The following is a 16,783-nucleotide window of genomic DNA, read 5'->3' as shown; positions in this document are numbered from 1 at the left end:
GCCACCCCGCAAAAACTCCAGTCAAAACATATTGGAAATAGAAAATTCTCGAAGGCGCACCAGATTCTTTGTTGGGTGCTTGTCGCCGGTAGCGTGAGTGCACTCAAAGCGGCGCTAGACCATCTAGTCATTGAATCGTAGCGTTGGGTGATGCTACCTTGACGCGCGGAACTTGAGATGAGTGGAGTCGAGGCACATGCCCCGACCCCTGCCGCCCTATCGGCGACTGCTCACCTAGCGGAGTGTAGTGTACCCCACTAGGTCAGGGTGGTCGTCATATGGGTTTCATATCTTCTGACCTTTTCTTGCTTGCGTGAACATTTGTTCGCAACCCCAATCCAGCGCACATCTCAATCGCACTCTGGTTCTGGTGTTTCCCTAGGCATCACCCGAAATCCAGAAATTCAGCCGTTGCTGCTGAGGTCTTCCGGCGAAACTCTCCAGCGCCTCGTATCGTCATTGTAAAATAGCCGACCCTCAGCTTTATATCTCGCGAGATAGCTACGGAATGTGTTGTAATTTATTGGCTCTCGAGAATTGGAAAGTGGCGTACCAACGTCGCGATCAATTCCATCCTCCAATCGACCGGGATCACTGTTGAACCACTCCCGCCTTTTTCCCTCTACTTTAGTTTTTTCGACCACCGCATGGTAGATTTCTTTGGTGCTAGCGCCACCGTACACCAATGGGTCAGCTTCACTCAGATAGTCGGCGACTTTCGCAAGCAACTCAAACTTCACTGAAGTCCGCTGAGAGAACTTGTCGCCCTCCTTTATCAGATGCGGCCACTTGCTGAACCCATGCTGTGTCTTTCGAAGCATGGACCGCTCAACTTCGAGCGCGGTGAGCTCCTGTTCAATCTCCCTCAAACGTTTAGCGATATGTTTCAACTGTTGCGTCATTTGCATATAGCATCACATATAAGGATATTTCTCGCAACCTCTCAAAGGGCTATACTTTTTTGAATTAAAATCAGTGAGTTACCACTCTTGACATAACTTTTAATAATGATAATCTCTAAAGAGATTATCATTATTAATCTTTATTTTGATTTTTTCAGCGATTTTGGCATTTTTATGAGTCTTTTGTAAGCTAACGACCGATTTTTTTCGAATCGGGCACTCTGAATCAGCTACCGAAGCGAGCTTCTCAAAATACCTGTTGCGGGGTTGGATTTACGCATCAATATATGTGAGCAAAAAAGAACTTGAAATTGAGAATTGATACTTCAGACTGTGGGTTAGACGGGCGGAGCACACTCTACCGCGCATCAACAAATGCATCAACAAATGCATCAACATCAAAAATTTTACGGCTGTAAAAAATCATTATAACCATCTGTTTTAAAATATTAAAATTACCCTCTAGCGCTGGGGTTGGAGTTCTACCATCCCAGCCACCCACTTCTTAACGTGTCATCCCGCGTGAATAGCAACCGTCCGGCGAGAAAGGCAGCTTATGTCAGGTAAGAGCGCAGTTTTGCGCACTTGCTTCGGTTTTTTTGGCCTTTTGAGTAGTGTAGGGTGGCTGTTCGCGAGCTTCCGATAAATGCTCCGAGCGAAAGCTTACTGATGGACCGCATTTTCGCAGAAATTTTGCTACGACTTGATAGGAACTCGGCCTATCTGACCATGCCCCTAGCCGACGACCGCAGCCTTTCAGTCGGCACGGCCTTTGAAAGACATCAGTCACTAGCACGTTTGTCCCGCGATGAGATTAAACCCCAAATCGACTACTCTTCCGGCGTCTTCCGCAAGATCAGTCTCTGGCATGGACAAAAATTTCCCCGCTTGTTTCCCCATCTCGTAGCGAGGAGTTTCAACGGTCGTCAGGCCTACGGGTAAAGCCTCAAGAAATGGCAAACCGTTAAAGCCTGCGAGTGCAATATCCTCCGGCATCCGGATGCCGTTTGACAGGCAATGCATGATGCCGCCGGTCGCTAAATCATCGTTCGAATAGTAGATCGCGTCTGGTCTGTCGGGGCGCGACAAGATTTCTGCGGTCATCCGGCGCCCTTCCATCATTGAGGAAGGTTTTGGACTGATATTCTCGGACAGCAAAGTTGCGCCTGCGTCGCGGAGCGTTCGTCGGAAACCTTCGAGTCGCTTGCCAGCCCTCAGATCGCGACCACTATGGCTGCCTGCGTAGGCAAATCTGCGGTGCCCCTGCGCCAACATGTGCTTTGCGGTGGCATGACCCGCAGCAATCTGAGACATGCCGAAAGCCAGTGAAATCGGTGTGCCATCGATATCCATGATCTCGGCGACCCGGACACCTGCTGCTGCAATCGCAGCCCGCGTGACATCAGAATGCTCCAATCCGGTCAGCACGATCCCAGAGGGGCGCCAGGACAACAGGTCACGGACGAGTTCGTCTTCCTTCGCTTCAGAATACTCGGTGACGCCAAAGACGGGTCTGTACCCCGCCTGTGTCAGAGCATCCGTAATACCGCTAAGCACATCGTTGAAAACAGAGTTCCCAAGCGTTGGCAGGACAACAGCAACAAGTGGCGTTTTCTCGGACCTGAGCCCGCGTGCCAGACGATTTTGCACATAGCCAATTTCCGCCGCCGCCGACCTGACGCGGCTTCGGACTTCTTCGGAGATGTAGCCTTTGCCATTCATCACCCGAGACACAGTCATCTGACTCACGCCAGCCTTCTCGGCAACGTCATCCATGGTTGGGCGAGTATTCCTAGTTTTCATTCAGTTTCCTGCCTATTGCGCGGCGGCGTCTGACCGGGATGAGAGAAAGGCTTGACACATGTTTACGTAAACATATTAATGATAGCCAGTATGTTTACGTAAACATATAAGTATTTCGACGAATTGGGAGGATATCAAATGAACAAATTTCTTTTGGGTACGGCGTTGGCGGCGGTCACTGCGACTTCAGGCTTTGCAGACACCTACCGGCCAGAGTGCTTTGTCCCGGCACCTGGGACAAGCACGATTCAGGGCGAGGCCAAGGACGGACCTTACAAAATTGCTTTCGTGAACGGTTTTGCCGGTAACGACTGGCGCATCGCCGCCATTCAAGCGTCAAAAGCCTGGGCCGCGCGGCCGGAAAATGCCGCAAATATCGAAGAGTTTACGGTCGTTTCCGTCGGCAACGATAGCGCTGCGCAAATCGCGGCAATCGATAACTTTATTGCAGCGGGTTATGACGCCATTACCTTTATTGCGGTCAACCCAAGTGCCTTTGAACCAGTGATCCGCCGCGCAGATCGTGCAGGCACGGTGCTGGTACCGTTCGACAACGTTCTGGATACTGACAAGGTGGTCCAGATCAACGAAAGCCAGCTGGAGCTTGGCCGCCTGAAGGCACAAACGGTCATTGATGAGCTAGGGGGAAACGCTAGCAAAATTCTGATGGTCAACGGCTTGCCGGGCAATTCCACCGATCGTGACCGTCGTCTGGGCATGATGAGCGTTCTGGAAAAAGTGGAGGGTCTTGAGATTGTCGAAGTGGTCGGCAACTGGGACACTGGCACAAGTCAAAAGGTTGTGGCCGACGCCCTTGCCACCCACGGCGAATTTGATGCGGTCGTATCGCAGCACGGGGCCGCTGGCACAATCAACGCGATGCAAGCGGCGGGGCACCCGATTGTCCCGATGGGCGTTGACGGGGAAAACGGTGTACGCATCCTGATGGATGAACTGGACATCCCCGGCATCTCAGCGTCACAGGCCCCGGCCATGTCCGCTATCGCGCTCGAAGCTGCCGTCGCCCTGTTGCAGGGGAACCAACTGCCGCAAACCGTGTTCCTGCCGATCCCGCAGGTTCTGGCAAGCGATCTGGAGGCTGGCGTGAATTACTTCCCCGATCTGCCCAAGTCGTTCAACACAGGCACCGGTTTTCCGGATTGCATTGCGCCCTTCACCCCCGAAGAGCTGATCGGTCAAAGCGCTGACGACACCTAAGGGCCTGGCACCTTGTCCCGGCGGCATCCAATGTCGCCGGGTTCACGATCCAGTTTTACAATCGGATGGTTCAAATGCCGCGATCAGAGACCGCTATTGTGCACCTGTCTGGCGTCTCCAAAATCTATGGCGCAACCAGGGCGTTGTCAGACGTAGACTTTGCCTGTTTCGCGGGCGAGATCCACGCCATTCTGGGCGAAAACGGCGCTGGCAAATCAACACTGATGAAACTGGTATCCGGGGTTATCCGACCCACCTCCGGACATATCGATGTGGACGGTGCCAGGACCGATCTGTCCTCACCGGCTGATGCGATGGCGCGGGGCCTGATCTGCATGTTTCAGGAACTCTCACTGGTCCCGGATTTGACGGTTCGCGAAAATCTGATGCTGGGCGCGCCGGGACGCGGTTTGGGACGGCTGGATACCGCAGTGGTTGAGCGCGCAAAGAGCATCCTGTCGCAAATTGACGGCGAGGCCATCCGGATGAAGGCGCGTGTTGCTGATCTGACATTGGCCGAGCGTCAGCAGGTCGAAATTGCAAAGGCGCTTTCGCGCAATCCAAGGCTTTTGATCCTGGACGAAGCAACCTCCGCCCTGAACGCATCCGTGGTGGAAAAAGTATTCCGGCTGATACGGGCCAGACGCGACGCGGGCGTCGGCGTCTTGTTTATTTCGCACAGGTTTCACGAAATCGAAGCGCTTGCAGATCGCATCTCGATTTTCCGCAACGGGTCTCATGTCGAGACCTTTGACAACGGGGCCTATGATTACGGCGCGATCATCAGCAAGATGGTAGGCCAGCGCATTGACGACCTGTTCCCGGCAAAGCCCGACCCGGTTGCGGACGCTGAAGAGGTTATCAGCCTAAATGGTTTCGGTTGGGGCGACACGTTGGATGACGTTTCAATTGTTTTGCGAAAGGGCTGCATCACGGGTCTTGGCGGCTTGGATGGGCAGGGCCAGGGCGCGGTTTTGCAAGGTCTGTTCGGGCTGCTCAAGGGCACCCGAGGGGATTGCGTGATGGACGGGCGGAAAATCACGGTAAACCATCCCAAAACCGCCAAGTCCCCGAAGCTTGGCATCGCTCTGGTCCCGGAAGACCGGAAAACCGAAGGTCTGGTGCTGCAGCAAAGCATTGCGCACAATATGGAACTCGCCGCCTTGGGCGTTGAGGGCATCGATGCGGGCGACCCCGCGATCTACCAACCCTTCCTCGACGCGCTGGAACTCAAATGCGACAGTCTGGATCAGACGGTCTCCGAACTCTCAGGGGGAAACCAGCAAAAGGTGGCGCTCACCAAGTGGCTATCCTTGGGTCCGCGATGCATGTTGCTCGCCGACCCGACCCGTGGAATTGACGTCAAAACCAAAACCCAAATCTACGCCCTGCTCAGACGGTTGGCAGACAGCGGCGTCGCCATCCTGCTGCTGTCCACAGACTACGAAGAACTGATCCACCTGTGCGACGACGCGCATATTTTCTACAACGGACGCGTTGTGCGCAGGCTTTCCGGGGCCGATATCACAGCAGAAAACATCATCGCCGCTTCGTTGAACATGCATGAGACGCCAGCCGCCGCCGAGGGGACTGCTCATGCGTGATCTTCTGCGCGCGAACCAGCGCGAAACAATCGCCTTTTCGGTTCTGGTGGCGTTGCTGGTGTCTTACCTTGCAACACACCCCGCAGGCCCGACCACCTATGTCATGACAATCTGGGCGAACCAGTGTCTCATCCTCGCGTTGGCCGCTATTGCGCAGTTCTTTGCAGTCATCGTGCGTGGCATTGATTTGTCGGTTGGGGCGATCATGGCGCTGACCAACTGTATCGCCTCCTATCTGGTCATAGGAACCGGTGCCGAAATGACGTTTGGCATCATCATCGTTCTGGCCGCCGGGGTCGGTTGCGGGGTGTTGAACGGTCTGCTGGTCGTCTATGGCCGTATCCAGCCCATCGTCGTAACGCTCGCGACGGCCTCCGTATTTGTTGGCCTTGCATTGCTGTTGCGACCCACGCCCGGGGGGCAGATCGACTATGACCTTGCCGATGCGCTGACCTTGGATGTGCTTGGCGTGCCAACGGCGCTGATTGTCACGGTGGCGGTCATTGGGTTGATTTGGGTGCCCCTGCGTCGGACAGGCTTGGGATTGGGCCTATACGCGGTTGGCTCGTCCGAACAGGCGGCCTTTCAGTCCGGTATGCCGATTGCCAGAATTCGACTGGCGTCCTTTGCTTTGGGCGGTCTTTTTGCGGGGCTTGCCGGGCTTTATTTCAGTCTGGTCACAACGACAGGCGACGCCGGGATCGGGCCAAATTTCACGTTGAATTCAATCGCGGCCGTTGTTTTGGGCGGGGTGGCGCTGCGGGGCGGTGTCGGCACGTTGACCGGGGCAATCGCCGGGGCGTTCATCCTCAAGACAATCGGAGCGCTGATGTTTTTCTCAGGGCTTCCGCCACTGGCACAACCCTTCGTCGAAGGTCTGATCCTGGCCGCGGCAATCGCGATCGGCGGGGCGGATGTCCTGCGCGTGAAGAACAAGCTGGAGGTGTTCGGAAGATGAGTGGTTTGATGCAACGTCTGCCCAGTATGGATAGCCTGGTGCCCTATATCGGGACCATTCTGCTCATCTTGGGGGGCAGCGTTTTTTACCCTCAGATCCTCGGATTTGAGTATCTCACGCAGCAGCTACAGATCTCGGCGTTTCTTGGATTGCTTGCGCTGGGGGCAACCCTTGTCATCCTGTTGGGCCATATTGATTTGTCCGTTCCCTGGATCCTGGGCGGCGCTGCAATCCTCTCGACCTCCCTTGCGGGAACGGGCGACGCGGTTTTGACCGCGCTGGCAATCCCGGCCGCGCTCCTCTTCGGGGGCCTGATCGGGATTGTGAACGGGGTTGGGGTCGCGATCCTGCGCATTCCGTCAATGGTCTGGACGCTGGCGGTCAATTCGATGTTGCTGGGCGTCGCGGTCCTGAACACCGGGGGGTTCAACCCCAAGGGTGAAGCAAGTGACACGATGATATGGCTTGCCACAGGGCAGTTGGCCGGGATACCGGCGGCCTTTCTCGTCTGGATGCTCGTTGCTGGGATGATGGCTCTCGTGCTCACCCGCTCAGGTTTTGGTCGCTACCTGTCGGCTATTGGTTACAATGAAAAGGCGACATTCCTGTCGGGCGTTTCAACGCCGTCGGTTATCTTTGCGGCTTTTGCGATTGCAGGGGTATGCTCGGCGCTGGGTGGTGTCTTGTTGGCGGGCTATGCAAACCAGGCCTATCAGTCGATGGGCGATCCGTTCCTGTTGCCAACGATTGCAGCCGTCGTCATCGGTGGCACATCGATTCTGGGCGGGCGCGGCAGCCTTGTGGGTACGATCGGCGGCGTTTTGTTCATTACCTTGCTGACGTCGATCCTGTCGGTGATGCAAATCTCGGATGCCTGGCGCAATATAACTTTTGGCATGATTATCATTGTGATGCTTTTGCTTCAGACACTGCGCAAAAAGGGGTCTTGATATGGGGGCGTACTTTGAAACCTTTGACCGTTCATTTGCGGATATGGTCGACACCAACCACCCGCCAGAACTGATCGCCCAGGGCTATACATGGACAGAAGGGCCCGTCTGGATCCACGACACGCTCTACTTCAATGATATTCCCGCCAAGCGCATGATGAAGTGGCAAGACGGGCAAGGCACAAGTATCGCGCTGCAAAACAGTGAATTTGCAAATGGGAATACCCGTGACGCGCAAGGGCGCATGGTTTCATGCGAACATGGCGGACGGCGTGTCATTCGGCGGCTTGATCCCGAAGACGCGCAAGCGGTCGAAGTGATCGCAGATCGCTATCAGGGCAAGCGCCTGAATTCACCCAATGATGTCATCGTCAAATCGGACGGATCTGTGTGGTTCACGGACCCTCCCTATGGCATCAACTCCGATGTCGAAGGCTACCCGGCCGAAAGCGAGCTTGATGGGTGCTACGTCTTTTGCGCAGCACCTGATGGCGCCCTCACGGCCGTTGTCACCGATTTTGACAAACCAAACGGGCTCGCGTTTTCACCGGATGAAACAAAGCTCTACATCGCCGATTCAGGGGCCATTCGCGGCGCCAGCTTTCCGGGGATAGACCACAGCCTGCCGCACCATATTCGCGTGTTTGAGGTAGACGGCACAACGCTGTCAGGCGGGCAGGTCTTTGCTGAAATTACGCCGGGGGTGCCAGATGGGTTTCGCGTCGATCACGAGGGCCTCATCTGGACCAGCGCTCTGGACGGCATCCATTGCCTGGACCTAGCAGGCAAATGTCTGGGCAAAATTCGCCTTCCGTCACAAACCTCCAATATTTGCTTTGGGGGGAGCAGCGGAACGGAGATGTTTATCACCTCTTCGGCTTCGGTCTGGCGGGTTCGTTCCAACCGACGCGACGCAGCACATAGCCGCGAAACACAAACCTGATATCGGTAGAGGTATTCCAGATGCAAAGTAAGATCGCCGTTATTGGTTTGGGCTCCATGGGGTACGGCATGGCGCAATCATTGCTGCGCGCGGGGCATGCGACCTATGGGTATGATATTAACCCACAGACGGCAGAGCGATTTCAAGCCGAGGGCGGAGAGACCGAAACCCTTGCTGGGATTGCCGGGACCTTGGATGTCGTGGTCGTCGTGGTGCTGAATGCAGAGCAGACACAAAGCGTTCTCTTTGGCCCAGAAGGTGTCGTGGCGCGGCTGAAGCCGGGCGCGGCGGTTATGGCCTGCGCGACCGTCGCACCTGAGTTTGCGCGCCAGATGGCGGCGCAATGTGCCGAGGCGGGCGTTCTTTACCTTGATGCGCCGATTTCTGGCGGATCCAAAAAAGCGGGCGAAGGGGCCCTCAGCATCATGGCCTCCGGGTCTGCCGAAGCCTTCGCCGCCGCGCGGCCTGTGCTCGATGCAACGGCAAGCACGGTCTTTGAACTGGGTGACAGCGCGGGTGCGGGGTCTGCAATGAAGGCGGTCAATCAGTTGCTTGCCGGTGTGCACATCGCGGCAATGGCCGAGGCGATGACCTTTGGGATGACCCAGGGCGTGGCACCCGACACCTTTGTTGAGGTGATCAGCCAATGCGCGGGCACCTCATGGATGCTGGAAAATCGCGCGCCGCATATCGTGGCGGGCGATTACACTCCGCATTCTTCGGTTGATATCTGGCCAAAAGACCTTGGCATTGTCCTCGATGCAGCGAAGTCCGCCAAATTCGCGGCGCCGCTTACCGCCGCTGCCTTGCAACAGTTTTTAGCCGCCTCAGGGTCCGGCTTGGGGCATGAAGACGACGCGGCTGTCGCCAAGGTCTATGCCCGCAATGCGGGTCTGACGCTGCCGGGGGACGCATGATGCTGTTGGGATGTATCGGGGATGATTTCACCGGCTCGTCAGACTTGGCGAACACTCTGTCCAAACAAGGGATGCGGTGCGTGCAATACACCGGTGTCCCATCCACACCTGCGCAAAGCGACGTTGAGGCGGGGGTCATTGCCCTCAAGTCACGGTCCATCCAGCGTGAGGATGCAGTGAGCCAATCCTTGGAGGCGTTAAACTGGCTTCTGGCACAAGGGTGCGAGCAGATCTTTTTCAAATACTGCTCAACCTTTGACTCTACACCCGAGGGGAACATCGGCCCGGTCGCCGATGCTTTGGCAGATGCCCTGAGCGCGCAACAGGTCATCGTCTGCCCCGCGTTTCCCGGCACAGGCCGTTCCATCTACAAGGGGCATCTTTTCGTCCATGATCGGTTGCTCAACGAAAGCGGCTTGCAGGATCATCCGCTGACACCCATGACAGACCCCGACATTCGCCGTTGGCTGACGCCGCAAACCAAATACTCTGTTGGTCACGTCGATGCAGAGGCGGTTCTGTCCGGTGAAAAGGCCATCAAGGACGCGCTTCAGGCAGAACGAGATGCCGGCCACAGGTTGATCGTTGTGGATGCGTTGCGAGATGCAGATTTGATGGAAATAGGCGCTGCCGCAGACGGTTTGCCACTGATCACGGGAGGGTCCGGTGTAGCACTTGGCCTGCCGCGCAATTTCGAAAAGCGCGGCCAGATGACATCTGACAAAACGAAGTGGCGCGGCGAGAACGGGAAATGTGTCGCGTTGTCAGGGTCCTGCTCGAATGCAACGCGTGGTCAGGTCGCGTTGCACAGCAAGACGAACCCAACCTATGAAATCGATGCGACGATGGTGATGACGGGCCAGTTGAGCCCTGCGACTGTAACCCAATGGCTGATCGATTCAGATGACGTTCCACTGGCCTATAGTTCCGCTGATCATGCGGTTGTGGCTGACATTCAAAGGCAATTCGGACGGGATAACAGCGCTGCGGCGCTTGAATCGTTTTTCGCAGAGGTCGCCCGCCAATTGGTTGAGGCAGGTATTCGCAAAATCCTCACCGCTGGCGGCGAAACATCGGGTGCCGTTGTTGAAGGCTTAGACTTGAAAACGCTCGAAATTGGACCGGAGATTGATCCTGGCGTGCCCGCCTTACGGGCAAGTGCCACGCTTGTCATCGCACTCAAGTCCGGCAATTTTGGAACACCGGACTATTTTGAAAAGGCAGCTGCCATTCTTGGAATGGATCGGTGACAAAATCGCCCAGCGCGAACTGATCTGCGCCCTTTCAAAATCGACGTTTGAACGCGAATTGACGGGCGGCTCTGCGGGCAACTTAACAGCCCGAACAGATGATGGGGATTTACCCGTTTGGGCCCATAGGCATCAGTTTTGGACGACCTGGCCCGGCACGGTTGTCGCGCTCTGGACGGCGCGCGTGAAGTCAAGCAACTGACGTAGAACCACAACCAATTCCGGGCTGTGCCGAAACTTCAAATGCTACTGCGGGGCTTGCACAAAAAAATTGAGATGTGACAGCGCGCGGGTTTAAACCCGTTCCACCGACAGTCCTCTATGACCTCTCCGACATTCACGCTATCAGCACCAATGCGCGTTTCGACGCAAAGCGAAATGCCTCTATCGAGAAGCGATTGAACAATTGCCTATTTGACATCCATTTGGATGTTCAGGAACTGATCCGGCGCGTCGACTTCTTCTAGCTTCCGACCCTTGATCCACCAGAAGCGGTTGCCAACGTTCCTTAAAAATCTGCGGTCATGGCTGACAAGCAGACAAGACGCGCCATGGTCGATCAATTCCGCCTCCAAAGCCTCCTGACCTTCAATGTCCAGATGGTTCGTCGGTTCATCAAGCAAGTAGAAATTGGGGTTCCTCAAGCGCAGGATCAGCATCGCCAATCGCGCTTTTTGCCCGCCAGACAAGGCGTTGACCCTCGTTTCCTGCATTTGCATGGTGATGCCTGCGCCTGCCAGAACTGCGCGCGCCCGCTGGTCGCCGATATCAAATTGCCCGGCCACCGCATCCATTGGCGTTTTATGCTCGGCAAGTTGACTCAGATGCTGATCTGAATAGGCAGGCACAATAGAAGGCGCACATTTGATCGCCGAACCCGCACTACTCAACGCTTTTTGGATCATTTTGACCAATCGTGTTTTACCGGTGCCGTTTGTGCCCAGCACAACGACACGGTCGCCTCTGGTAATCCATTTCCGACCGGTCTTGTAGAGCAGTCGCCCATCAGGTGTCTCAACAGAAACATCGTCCAGAGTGATCAGCGCCTTGGCATGAGTCCCACTGTTTGCCAGCCTGATGTCGCCCGCAGATTGGTCGCGGTGGGCGGGCTTGGCAGCAGCCTCCATCTTTTCGGCCCGGTCGGTGAGTTGCCGGGTTTTGGTCAGCAAAAGATCAGAACCGGAATTAATCCCGACGTTCTTGAGCTTTGCCGCCTGGCGGCGCAGCTGCTGCGCCTTATTCAAGTCATTCGTGAATCTTCGTTCATCAGCCGCGTCAGCCTCGTCCAAAGCGGCGCGCGCGGCCGTAAAAGGGAGTTGGAATACTCGGGAGCGTTCCCGACGCAGAAACATCGTACGATTGGTCGTGTTGTCAAGAAACTCCCGGTCATGAGAGATGATGACGACCGATACGGTGTTGGGTAACGACGCCAGCCACCCTTCCAGTAACGCGATGCGAGAGAGGTCAAGGTGATTGGTTGGCTCGTCCAGCAACAGAACATCCGGTTTCGTGATCCAGACAGCGGCCAACATTGCAGTGCGTTGCCAACCACCGCTCAGCGCTGCCAGAGGTTGGTGCTGGATGTCGTAGGGCACCTTTAGATCATCTAGTAGCACATCGACACGCCAGCTTTCATAGTCGGCTTGGTCGGTCGGAAGTGCGCCCAAGACCAATTGGTAAAGGGACAGGTTTTTGGTCTCAACAGGCAGGTTTTGCTTCACATATCCAACCCGGACGCCACGCGCGTAGGTGATCTCGCCGCTGGTTTGGTCAAATTCACCAGCAATACAGCTGAGCAGTGTGGATTTGCCACGCCCGTTTGCAGCAACCACGCCCATTCTGTCGGCTTTGGAAATGGTCAGGGTCAGATCTGCGAATAGCGGCACGCCAAGCGTTACGCTCAAGGCGTTGATATTGATCATGTTCATAAGAGTCTCGGTTTAAGAAATGGGGGCCGCAGCGCGGCTTTGAGCAGACCAAGAGTGAAAGTGTTTCAAGGTCAGCCCTGCAAACGAATTTACAGGGCGAAGCGGGGGCCATGCTGAAGTCGGCGGATGATACGCATGCTCAGCTGGTGCCCTCCCGTTGTTGCTTGTTACCGATGGCACGATGGTAAAAAACAATACCGTATTTGGCAACGGTCTTGGTGTCATCTATCGTGCATGCGGTTTTCTCTAACTGAGGGTCTCGTCTCCGCATGATGGCGCCGCGCGGATCAATGGCTTTGATCCAGAATGTAACATCACCCAAAGTGGGTCACTCAGACCTTAGCTGCGCTGTAAATGGATGCAGGGACTATGCGTTACTTGCTCTGAAGAAAGTTGCGACGCCCGGATGCAATACCCAGTTACGTGAGGAGACAGGTTGCATGACCGCTCTCCTACTTTTCCCGCTCCCGCAGCAGAGTCCGGAGGTCGTCGCGCGTCAGCCCGATATCGTTCAGCCACCGATCGTCCTTACGTAGCAGCATCCACCCCATGGAGTCCCGCTGTTTACGCAATGCCCGCCAGCGCTTCCAAAGTCTCCAGATCATATCTCGCCCGCCTTGTTACTCTTCAAGACTGACATCGGTGATTTGTTGACATCAATCAAACGCATAGTAATTATAGATGGTATTCAATTTTCTGATGGATATCGTACAATGCTGCCACCACTCGACAGTGATCTCATGCGAAGCTTTCTGGCTGTCGCGGATTCCGGTTCGGTTACCCGTGCGGCAGATTATCTAGGCCGCACCCAATCGGCCGTTTCCATGCAGATCCGCAAATTGGAAGACAGTCTGGGGCAAAGCATTTTTATTCGCCAGCCGCGTGGCGTCAGCCTGACGGAAAGAGGTAAACAGCTCATGCCTTATGCCCGACGCGTTGTCGGGCTGCTGGATGAGGCAGCAACCGCGCTGCGGGAAAAACCGCTTTCCGGCCCGGTGCGCGTCGGTATTCCCGATGAATATGTGCAAAGTATTTTACCGTCTGCCCTCGCCTCATTCTCACAACGTCATCCGGACACGCAGGTGACAGTGCGCTGCGATTTCAGCGCGCCGCAACTTGCCGCTTTGAGTGCTGACAAGATTGATCTGGCGGTGATCTATGAAGGCTACAGTGAAGACGAAGCCGAAATTCTTGCTGTTGACCCCACTGTCTGGGTCACGTCCATCTCGCATTCGCAGCATTTGCGCCGACCGTTGCCGATATCCATTTACTTTAGTTCAGACTGGTGCCGCGACTATGCTCTCCATTCGCTGGAACAAATTGGGGTGGATCACTACTTTGCCTTCGAGTGCGACACATCCGCGAGTATGCGAACCGCGGTCGTAAACGGTATTGCGGTAGCACCGTTGTCCCGCAGCTCCATTCCACTTGGGTGCAGAGAGTTGACGGCTGAGGATGGGTTTACGATTGTTGATAATGCGCGTGTTGTATTGCGCCGCAATCCTGCAGGCACATCAGCGGCGATCGATGCGATGGTTGTCACACTCCGCGATGCGTTTTGCCCGCTGACCGACGGAAACACTGGCAAGCATTCATAGTGCTGTACTGAGCCGCTCTGCCTGCAAACTTTTTCCAATGTGCAAGGGAGCCCTTGCCCAAACGTGCCAGGGATCGCTGGATTACGGGATGTACGGACGGCTCAGGGGTACCACTCGGCCGTCTTTTTCCCGACGCTTTGTCCGCCCTGACACAGACGGTCGCAGAATATCCAGCATTTGCGGCAAGACAACGATGGCGGGTGCAATACTGTTAGGGGTCCATTGACTCTAGTCTGCCGTCAGTCGGACACTGAAGACCTGTTGCGCATCGCCTGCGCCATGATCGTTGCACCGCGCACCATCAGAAAAATTCTACCGAGCGCTCAGGTTTTCTGATACTTTGGGATCATATTTTAGGTTCTTTGAAAGCATCATTTTGAACAAGCATCTCGTTATCGTCGTGCACGGCATTGGAGAACAGGTTGCGGGAGAAACTGTTGATGAATTGTCTACAGCCGCGATCACGCGACATGCCGCTATCGATCCGAAGCACGGTAAAATCTCCTCGTCCGAAATTTCGCTGGCCGAAACGGACCACAGCGAAGAAAACCGCAACCTGAAGCTCTTTCCCTGCCACATCCGCCGGGTGGATTCGAGACCTGCAGACAGCACTCAGGACATCGACGAAACCGTATTTGCCGAAGTCTATTGGGCGGATCTCTCCCCCGCTCCGAAGGGGCCTATCTGGACCTTTATCGATTTGCTCAGGTTGATCCTCGGCCTCGGGTATCTTGCGCTCGACAACGTCCACAACAACCCGGCCAAGGCCGGCAGGTTCGGCAAGTTCACCGTTCATGCCTTCACGTGGTTGTTCTACGTGTTGATTGCGCCGCTGAATGCGCTCTTGCTGATCGGCGCCGGTTTCCTCCTTGTTGATATCGTCCAGCCATTGAGCGCGACAGGCAAGATGACACCGCGAAACCTGCTGGTTCTCATGGGGGCTTTCACTTTCCTGGCGGGAATAGTGATGCAATCGACGGCCTATTGCAGCACATATCTTCTGCGGCTCTTCTGGCGGGGTCTCGCCTTTCTCGGGGTACTGACAATCATCGCCGCGTTGCTGTCGAACTCTGCGCTCGGGACCAGCGTTTGCGGTGGGACACCTGCGGGCACCAGTGATCTCTTCTATGTCTCTTGCTTTATCTCTGTCACTGTTCGGGGATTGGGCGCAGTCTGGATCACGACTATTGCGCTTTCCTTTCTGATGATTGTCGGTGTTCTGATCGGATTTGTCCGGCGCTTCATCAACTGGCTGTTGATCAAGATCCGCCAGCGTGACCACAGCGCAGTCAATGCGGTAGCAAAGGATCGTGCCACCGGCGCCAATCTGCGACAGCTGATCTATCCCGGTGTCAGCGCGGCAATGCTTGTCTTGTGGATGATCTTCAGTTCCGCCTTCTGGGTTGGTTTGCAAAAACTTGTCGAACAATCCACAAAAACGGTTATGGCATTCCAGGCCCGGGACATGGAGACCGCGGGACCGCCAAGACCGTTTCTTCTGGAAAGAATCTTTAATGATCATCTCGATCAGGCGCTTGGCACGCTCGGTTTCGCGGCAATCGCTTTGGTGGTGATCCTAGGGACGATCGGCCTTGTGGTCTTTTTCCGGCGGATACTTAGAAACACCACCGGTTCATTTCTGAGAAAGCTATTCGTAGAACGGTTGATCCTGAACCTGCTCCTCGACATTGCTTTCATTGCTTCGAGCCTGCTTCTGATGTTGGGTGTGCTGATCCTGCTGTTTGGTGGCGCAGGTGATCCCGCGCAATGCAGTCTAGGTTCGTATCTTTGTGATGTCGCCATTCCTTGGACCCAGGTTCTGGACACATACTACGGCACCATTCTCATGGGCGTTCTCGGTGTGGCGGCTCTAATCTATTACTTCAGCGAGTTTGTCGGCTCGGCTCTTGGCATTGCCCGGGATATCATTGCCTACTCGATACGCGATCGGTGCAATTTCACCGACACCCTGCAGAACAACTATCCCCAGCGCGCACGGATTGAGGCGCGTTTCTCACGGGTGGTCAGCTACATGCTGGAGACCGAAAACCCCCAACACCTGACCATCTTTGCACATTCGCAGGGCACCGTTGTCGCAACCCGCAATCTCCGCAAGGACCAGGCCGCGAAAACCGGACTGATGAAGAAGATCAAAAAAATTACCGGCGAAAAACACCTCATCACAATGGGTGCACCGGTTACACATATTTATCTCCAATATTTTTCGGCCAGCTTCGGGATCACGCGCGCGGACATCCTGCCAGACTTCAAGTGGCACAACATCTACCGCAAAGACGACTTTGTCGGCACGACAATCGATTTTCTGCACGATCCAGCCCTGCCCGACCAGAACGACAACGACCCTGAAACCGGTGTGGATAATCAGCCGGTAGGGTTCGGTGGTCATACGGGATATTTCACGGACCGTCTTGTCTGGCGGCAATTGTTGCTCAAGAACCGCTTCCGTCTGTTTAGAAAGAGCCACGTGCCTTGAATTCCGAACAGCCTCCTGCTTTCCGCTCACTGCAAGGTTCTTGACCTAGGTACGTAGGAACTGGCGGGGCATGATAGAAACTAACGCACTCGTGGACTGCCTGCGTGTTGCAAGCAATGGCGAAAGGAGCATTCCTGTTCGCCTGAAACTGGCCCACGCACTGCTCCCGCAGGTTGCCGATACACCTGCCATTGATGCACTTGCTGCCGACGAACTCT

14 protein-coding genes are annotated in these 16,783 nt (G+C 55.3%); 10 read left to right on the top strand and 4 right to left on the bottom strand.

Going from position 1 to position 16,783, the window contains the following annotated elements; all coding sequences use genetic code 11:
* Window positions 1-404: 404 nt before the first annotated feature.
* Both Q1A52_RS06525 and Q1A52_RS06520 read right to left on the bottom strand, forming a co-directional pair.
* Window positions 405-902 (bottom strand): hypothetical protein, encoded by a 498-nt coding sequence (locus Q1A52_RS06525; protein ID WP_300012593.1) that lies wholly within the window; start codon window positions 900-902, stop codon window positions 405-407.
* Between the two features lie 789 nt (window positions 903-1,691).
* Window positions 1,692-2,678, bottom strand: a complete 987-nt coding sequence (locus Q1A52_RS06520) for a LacI family DNA-binding transcriptional regulator (RefSeq protein ID WP_300012590.1) — start codon at window positions 2,676-2,678, stop codon at window positions 1,692-1,694.
* Between the two features lie 165 nt (window positions 2,679-2,843).
* Here Q1A52_RS06520 and Q1A52_RS06515 point away from each other — a divergent pair, with 165 nt between their 5' ends.
* From Q1A52_RS06515 to Q1A52_RS06480, 8 genes are all read left to right on the top strand, one after another.
* The gene (locus Q1A52_RS06515) at window positions 2,844-3,923 is read left to right on the top strand and encodes a sugar ABC transporter substrate-binding protein (RefSeq protein WP_300012587.1); all 1,080 of its coding nucleotides are present in this window, start codon (window positions 2,844-2,846) and stop codon (window positions 3,921-3,923) included.
* Between the two features lie 74 nt (window positions 3,924-3,997).
* Window positions 3,998-5,527 (top strand): sugar ABC transporter ATP-binding protein, encoded by a 1,530-nt coding sequence (locus tag Q1A52_RS06510; RefSeq protein WP_300012584.1) that lies wholly within the window; start codon window positions 3,998-4,000, stop codon window positions 5,525-5,527.
* A complete protein-coding gene (locus Q1A52_RS06505; RefSeq protein WP_300012581.1) occupies window positions 5,520-6,485 on the top strand; it encodes an ABC transporter permease in 966 nt (321 codons plus the stop codon). The genes Q1A52_RS06510 and Q1A52_RS06505 overlap by 8 nt, the downstream gene beginning before the upstream one ends.
* Entirely contained in the window at window positions 6,482-7,435 is a 954-nt protein-coding gene (locus Q1A52_RS06500) for an ABC transporter permease (protein WP_300012578.1), read from the top strand. Before Q1A52_RS06505 ends, Q1A52_RS06500 begins: the two co-directional genes overlap by 4 nt.
* A gap of 1 nt (window position 7,436) precedes the next feature.
* The gene (locus tag Q1A52_RS06495) at window positions 7,437-8,378 is read left to right on the top strand and encodes an SMP-30/gluconolactonase/LRE family protein (protein ID WP_300012575.1); all 942 of its coding nucleotides are present in this window, start codon (window positions 7,437-7,439) and stop codon (window positions 8,376-8,378) included.
* Between the two features lie 20 nt (window positions 8,379-8,398).
* On the top strand, window positions 8,399-9,295 hold the full coding sequence (ltnD, locus tag Q1A52_RS06490) for an L-threonate dehydrogenase (RefSeq protein WP_300012572.1): 897 nt from the start codon (window positions 8,399-8,401) through the stop codon (window positions 9,293-9,295).
* Window positions 9,295-10,545 carry a 3-oxo-tetronate kinase gene (gene otnK / locus Q1A52_RS06485; protein WP_300012569.1) on the top strand — a complete coding sequence of 417 codons (1,251 nt, stop codon included), beginning with the start codon at window positions 9,295-9,297 and terminating at the stop codon, window positions 10,543-10,545. Before ltnD ends, otnK begins: the two co-directional genes overlap by 1 nt.
* On the top strand, window positions 10,529-10,747 hold the full coding sequence (locus Q1A52_RS06480) for a hypothetical protein (RefSeq protein WP_367278000.1): 219 nt from the start codon (window positions 10,529-10,531) through the stop codon (window positions 10,745-10,747). Before otnK ends, Q1A52_RS06480 begins: the two co-directional genes overlap by 17 nt.
* A 208-nt stretch (window positions 10,748-10,955) precedes the next feature.
* On the opposite strand, the gene Q1A52_RS06475 is transcribed toward Q1A52_RS06480, so the two are convergent.
* Window positions 10,956-12,467 carry an ABC-F family ATP-binding cassette domain-containing protein gene (locus tag Q1A52_RS06475; RefSeq protein ID WP_300012566.1) on the bottom strand — a complete coding sequence of 504 codons (1,512 nt, stop codon included), beginning with the start codon at window positions 12,465-12,467 and terminating at the stop codon, window positions 10,956-10,958.
* 458 nt (window positions 12,468-12,925) lie between these two features.
* Window positions 12,926-13,078, bottom strand: coding sequence for a hypothetical protein (locus tag Q1A52_RS06470; RefSeq protein WP_300012563.1), 153 nt, complete (start codon window positions 13,076-13,078; stop codon window positions 12,926-12,928).
* A gap of 12 nt (window positions 13,079-13,090) precedes the next feature.
* Here Q1A52_RS06470 and Q1A52_RS06465 point away from each other — a divergent pair, with 12 nt between their 5' ends.
* Both Q1A52_RS06465 and Q1A52_RS06460 read left to right on the top strand, forming a co-directional pair.
* A complete protein-coding gene (locus Q1A52_RS06465) occupies window positions 13,091-14,071 on the top strand; it encodes a LysR family transcriptional regulator (RefSeq protein ID WP_300012561.1) in 981 nt (326 codons plus the stop codon).
* A gap of 286 nt (window positions 14,072-14,357) precedes the next feature.
* On the top strand, window positions 14,358-16,565 hold the full coding sequence (locus Q1A52_RS06460) for a hypothetical protein (RefSeq protein ID WP_300012558.1): 2,208 nt from the start codon (window positions 14,358-14,360) through the stop codon (window positions 16,563-16,565).
* Window positions 16,566-16,783: the final 218 nt, after the last annotated feature.

It is taken from the genome of uncultured Roseobacter sp., from assembly GCF_947488185.1.
Lineage (GTDB): Bacteria > Pseudomonadota > Alphaproteobacteria > Rhodobacterales > Rhodobacteraceae > Roseobacter.
This window is presented reverse-complemented; position numbering and strand designations above follow the sequence as displayed.

Coding starts and splice junctions, on each gene's coding strand:
- ltnD (WP_300012572.1), top strand. CDS start 8,399: ATGCAAAGTAAGATCGCCGTTATTGGTTTGGGCTCCATGGGGTACGGC.
- otnK (WP_300012569.1), top strand. CDS start 9,295: ATGCTGTTGGGATGTATCGGGGATGATTTCACCGGCTCGTCAGACTTG.
- Q1A52_RS06520 (WP_300012590.1), bottom strand. CDS start 2,678: ATGGATGACGTTGCCGAGAAGGCTGGCGTGAGTCAGATGACTGTGTCT.
- Q1A52_RS06515 (WP_300012587.1), top strand. CDS start 2,844: ATGAACAAATTTCTTTTGGGTACGGCGTTGGCGGCGGTCACTGCGACT.
- Q1A52_RS06505 (WP_300012581.1), top strand. CDS start 5,520: ATGCGTGATCTTCTGCGCGCGAACCAGCGCGAAACAATCGCCTTTTCG.
- Q1A52_RS06525 (WP_300012593.1), bottom strand. CDS start 902: ATGACGCAACAGTTGAAACATATCGCTAAACGTTTGAGGGAGATTGAA.
- Q1A52_RS06470 (WP_300012563.1), bottom strand. CDS start 13,078: ATGATCTGGAGACTTTGGAAGCGCTGGCGGGCATTGCGTAAACAGCGG.
- Q1A52_RS06475 (WP_300012566.1), bottom strand. CDS start 12,467: ATGATCAATATCAACGCCTTGAGCGTAACGCTTGGCGTGCCGCTATTC.
- Q1A52_RS06495 (WP_300012575.1), top strand. CDS start 7,437: ATGGGGGCGTACTTTGAAACCTTTGACCGTTCATTTGCGGATATGGTC.
- Q1A52_RS06500 (WP_300012578.1), top strand. CDS start 6,482: ATGAGTGGTTTGATGCAACGTCTGCCCAGTATGGATAGCCTGGTGCCC.
- Q1A52_RS06510 (WP_300012584.1), top strand. CDS start 3,998: ATGCCGCGATCAGAGACCGCTATTGTGCACCTGTCTGGCGTCTCCAAA.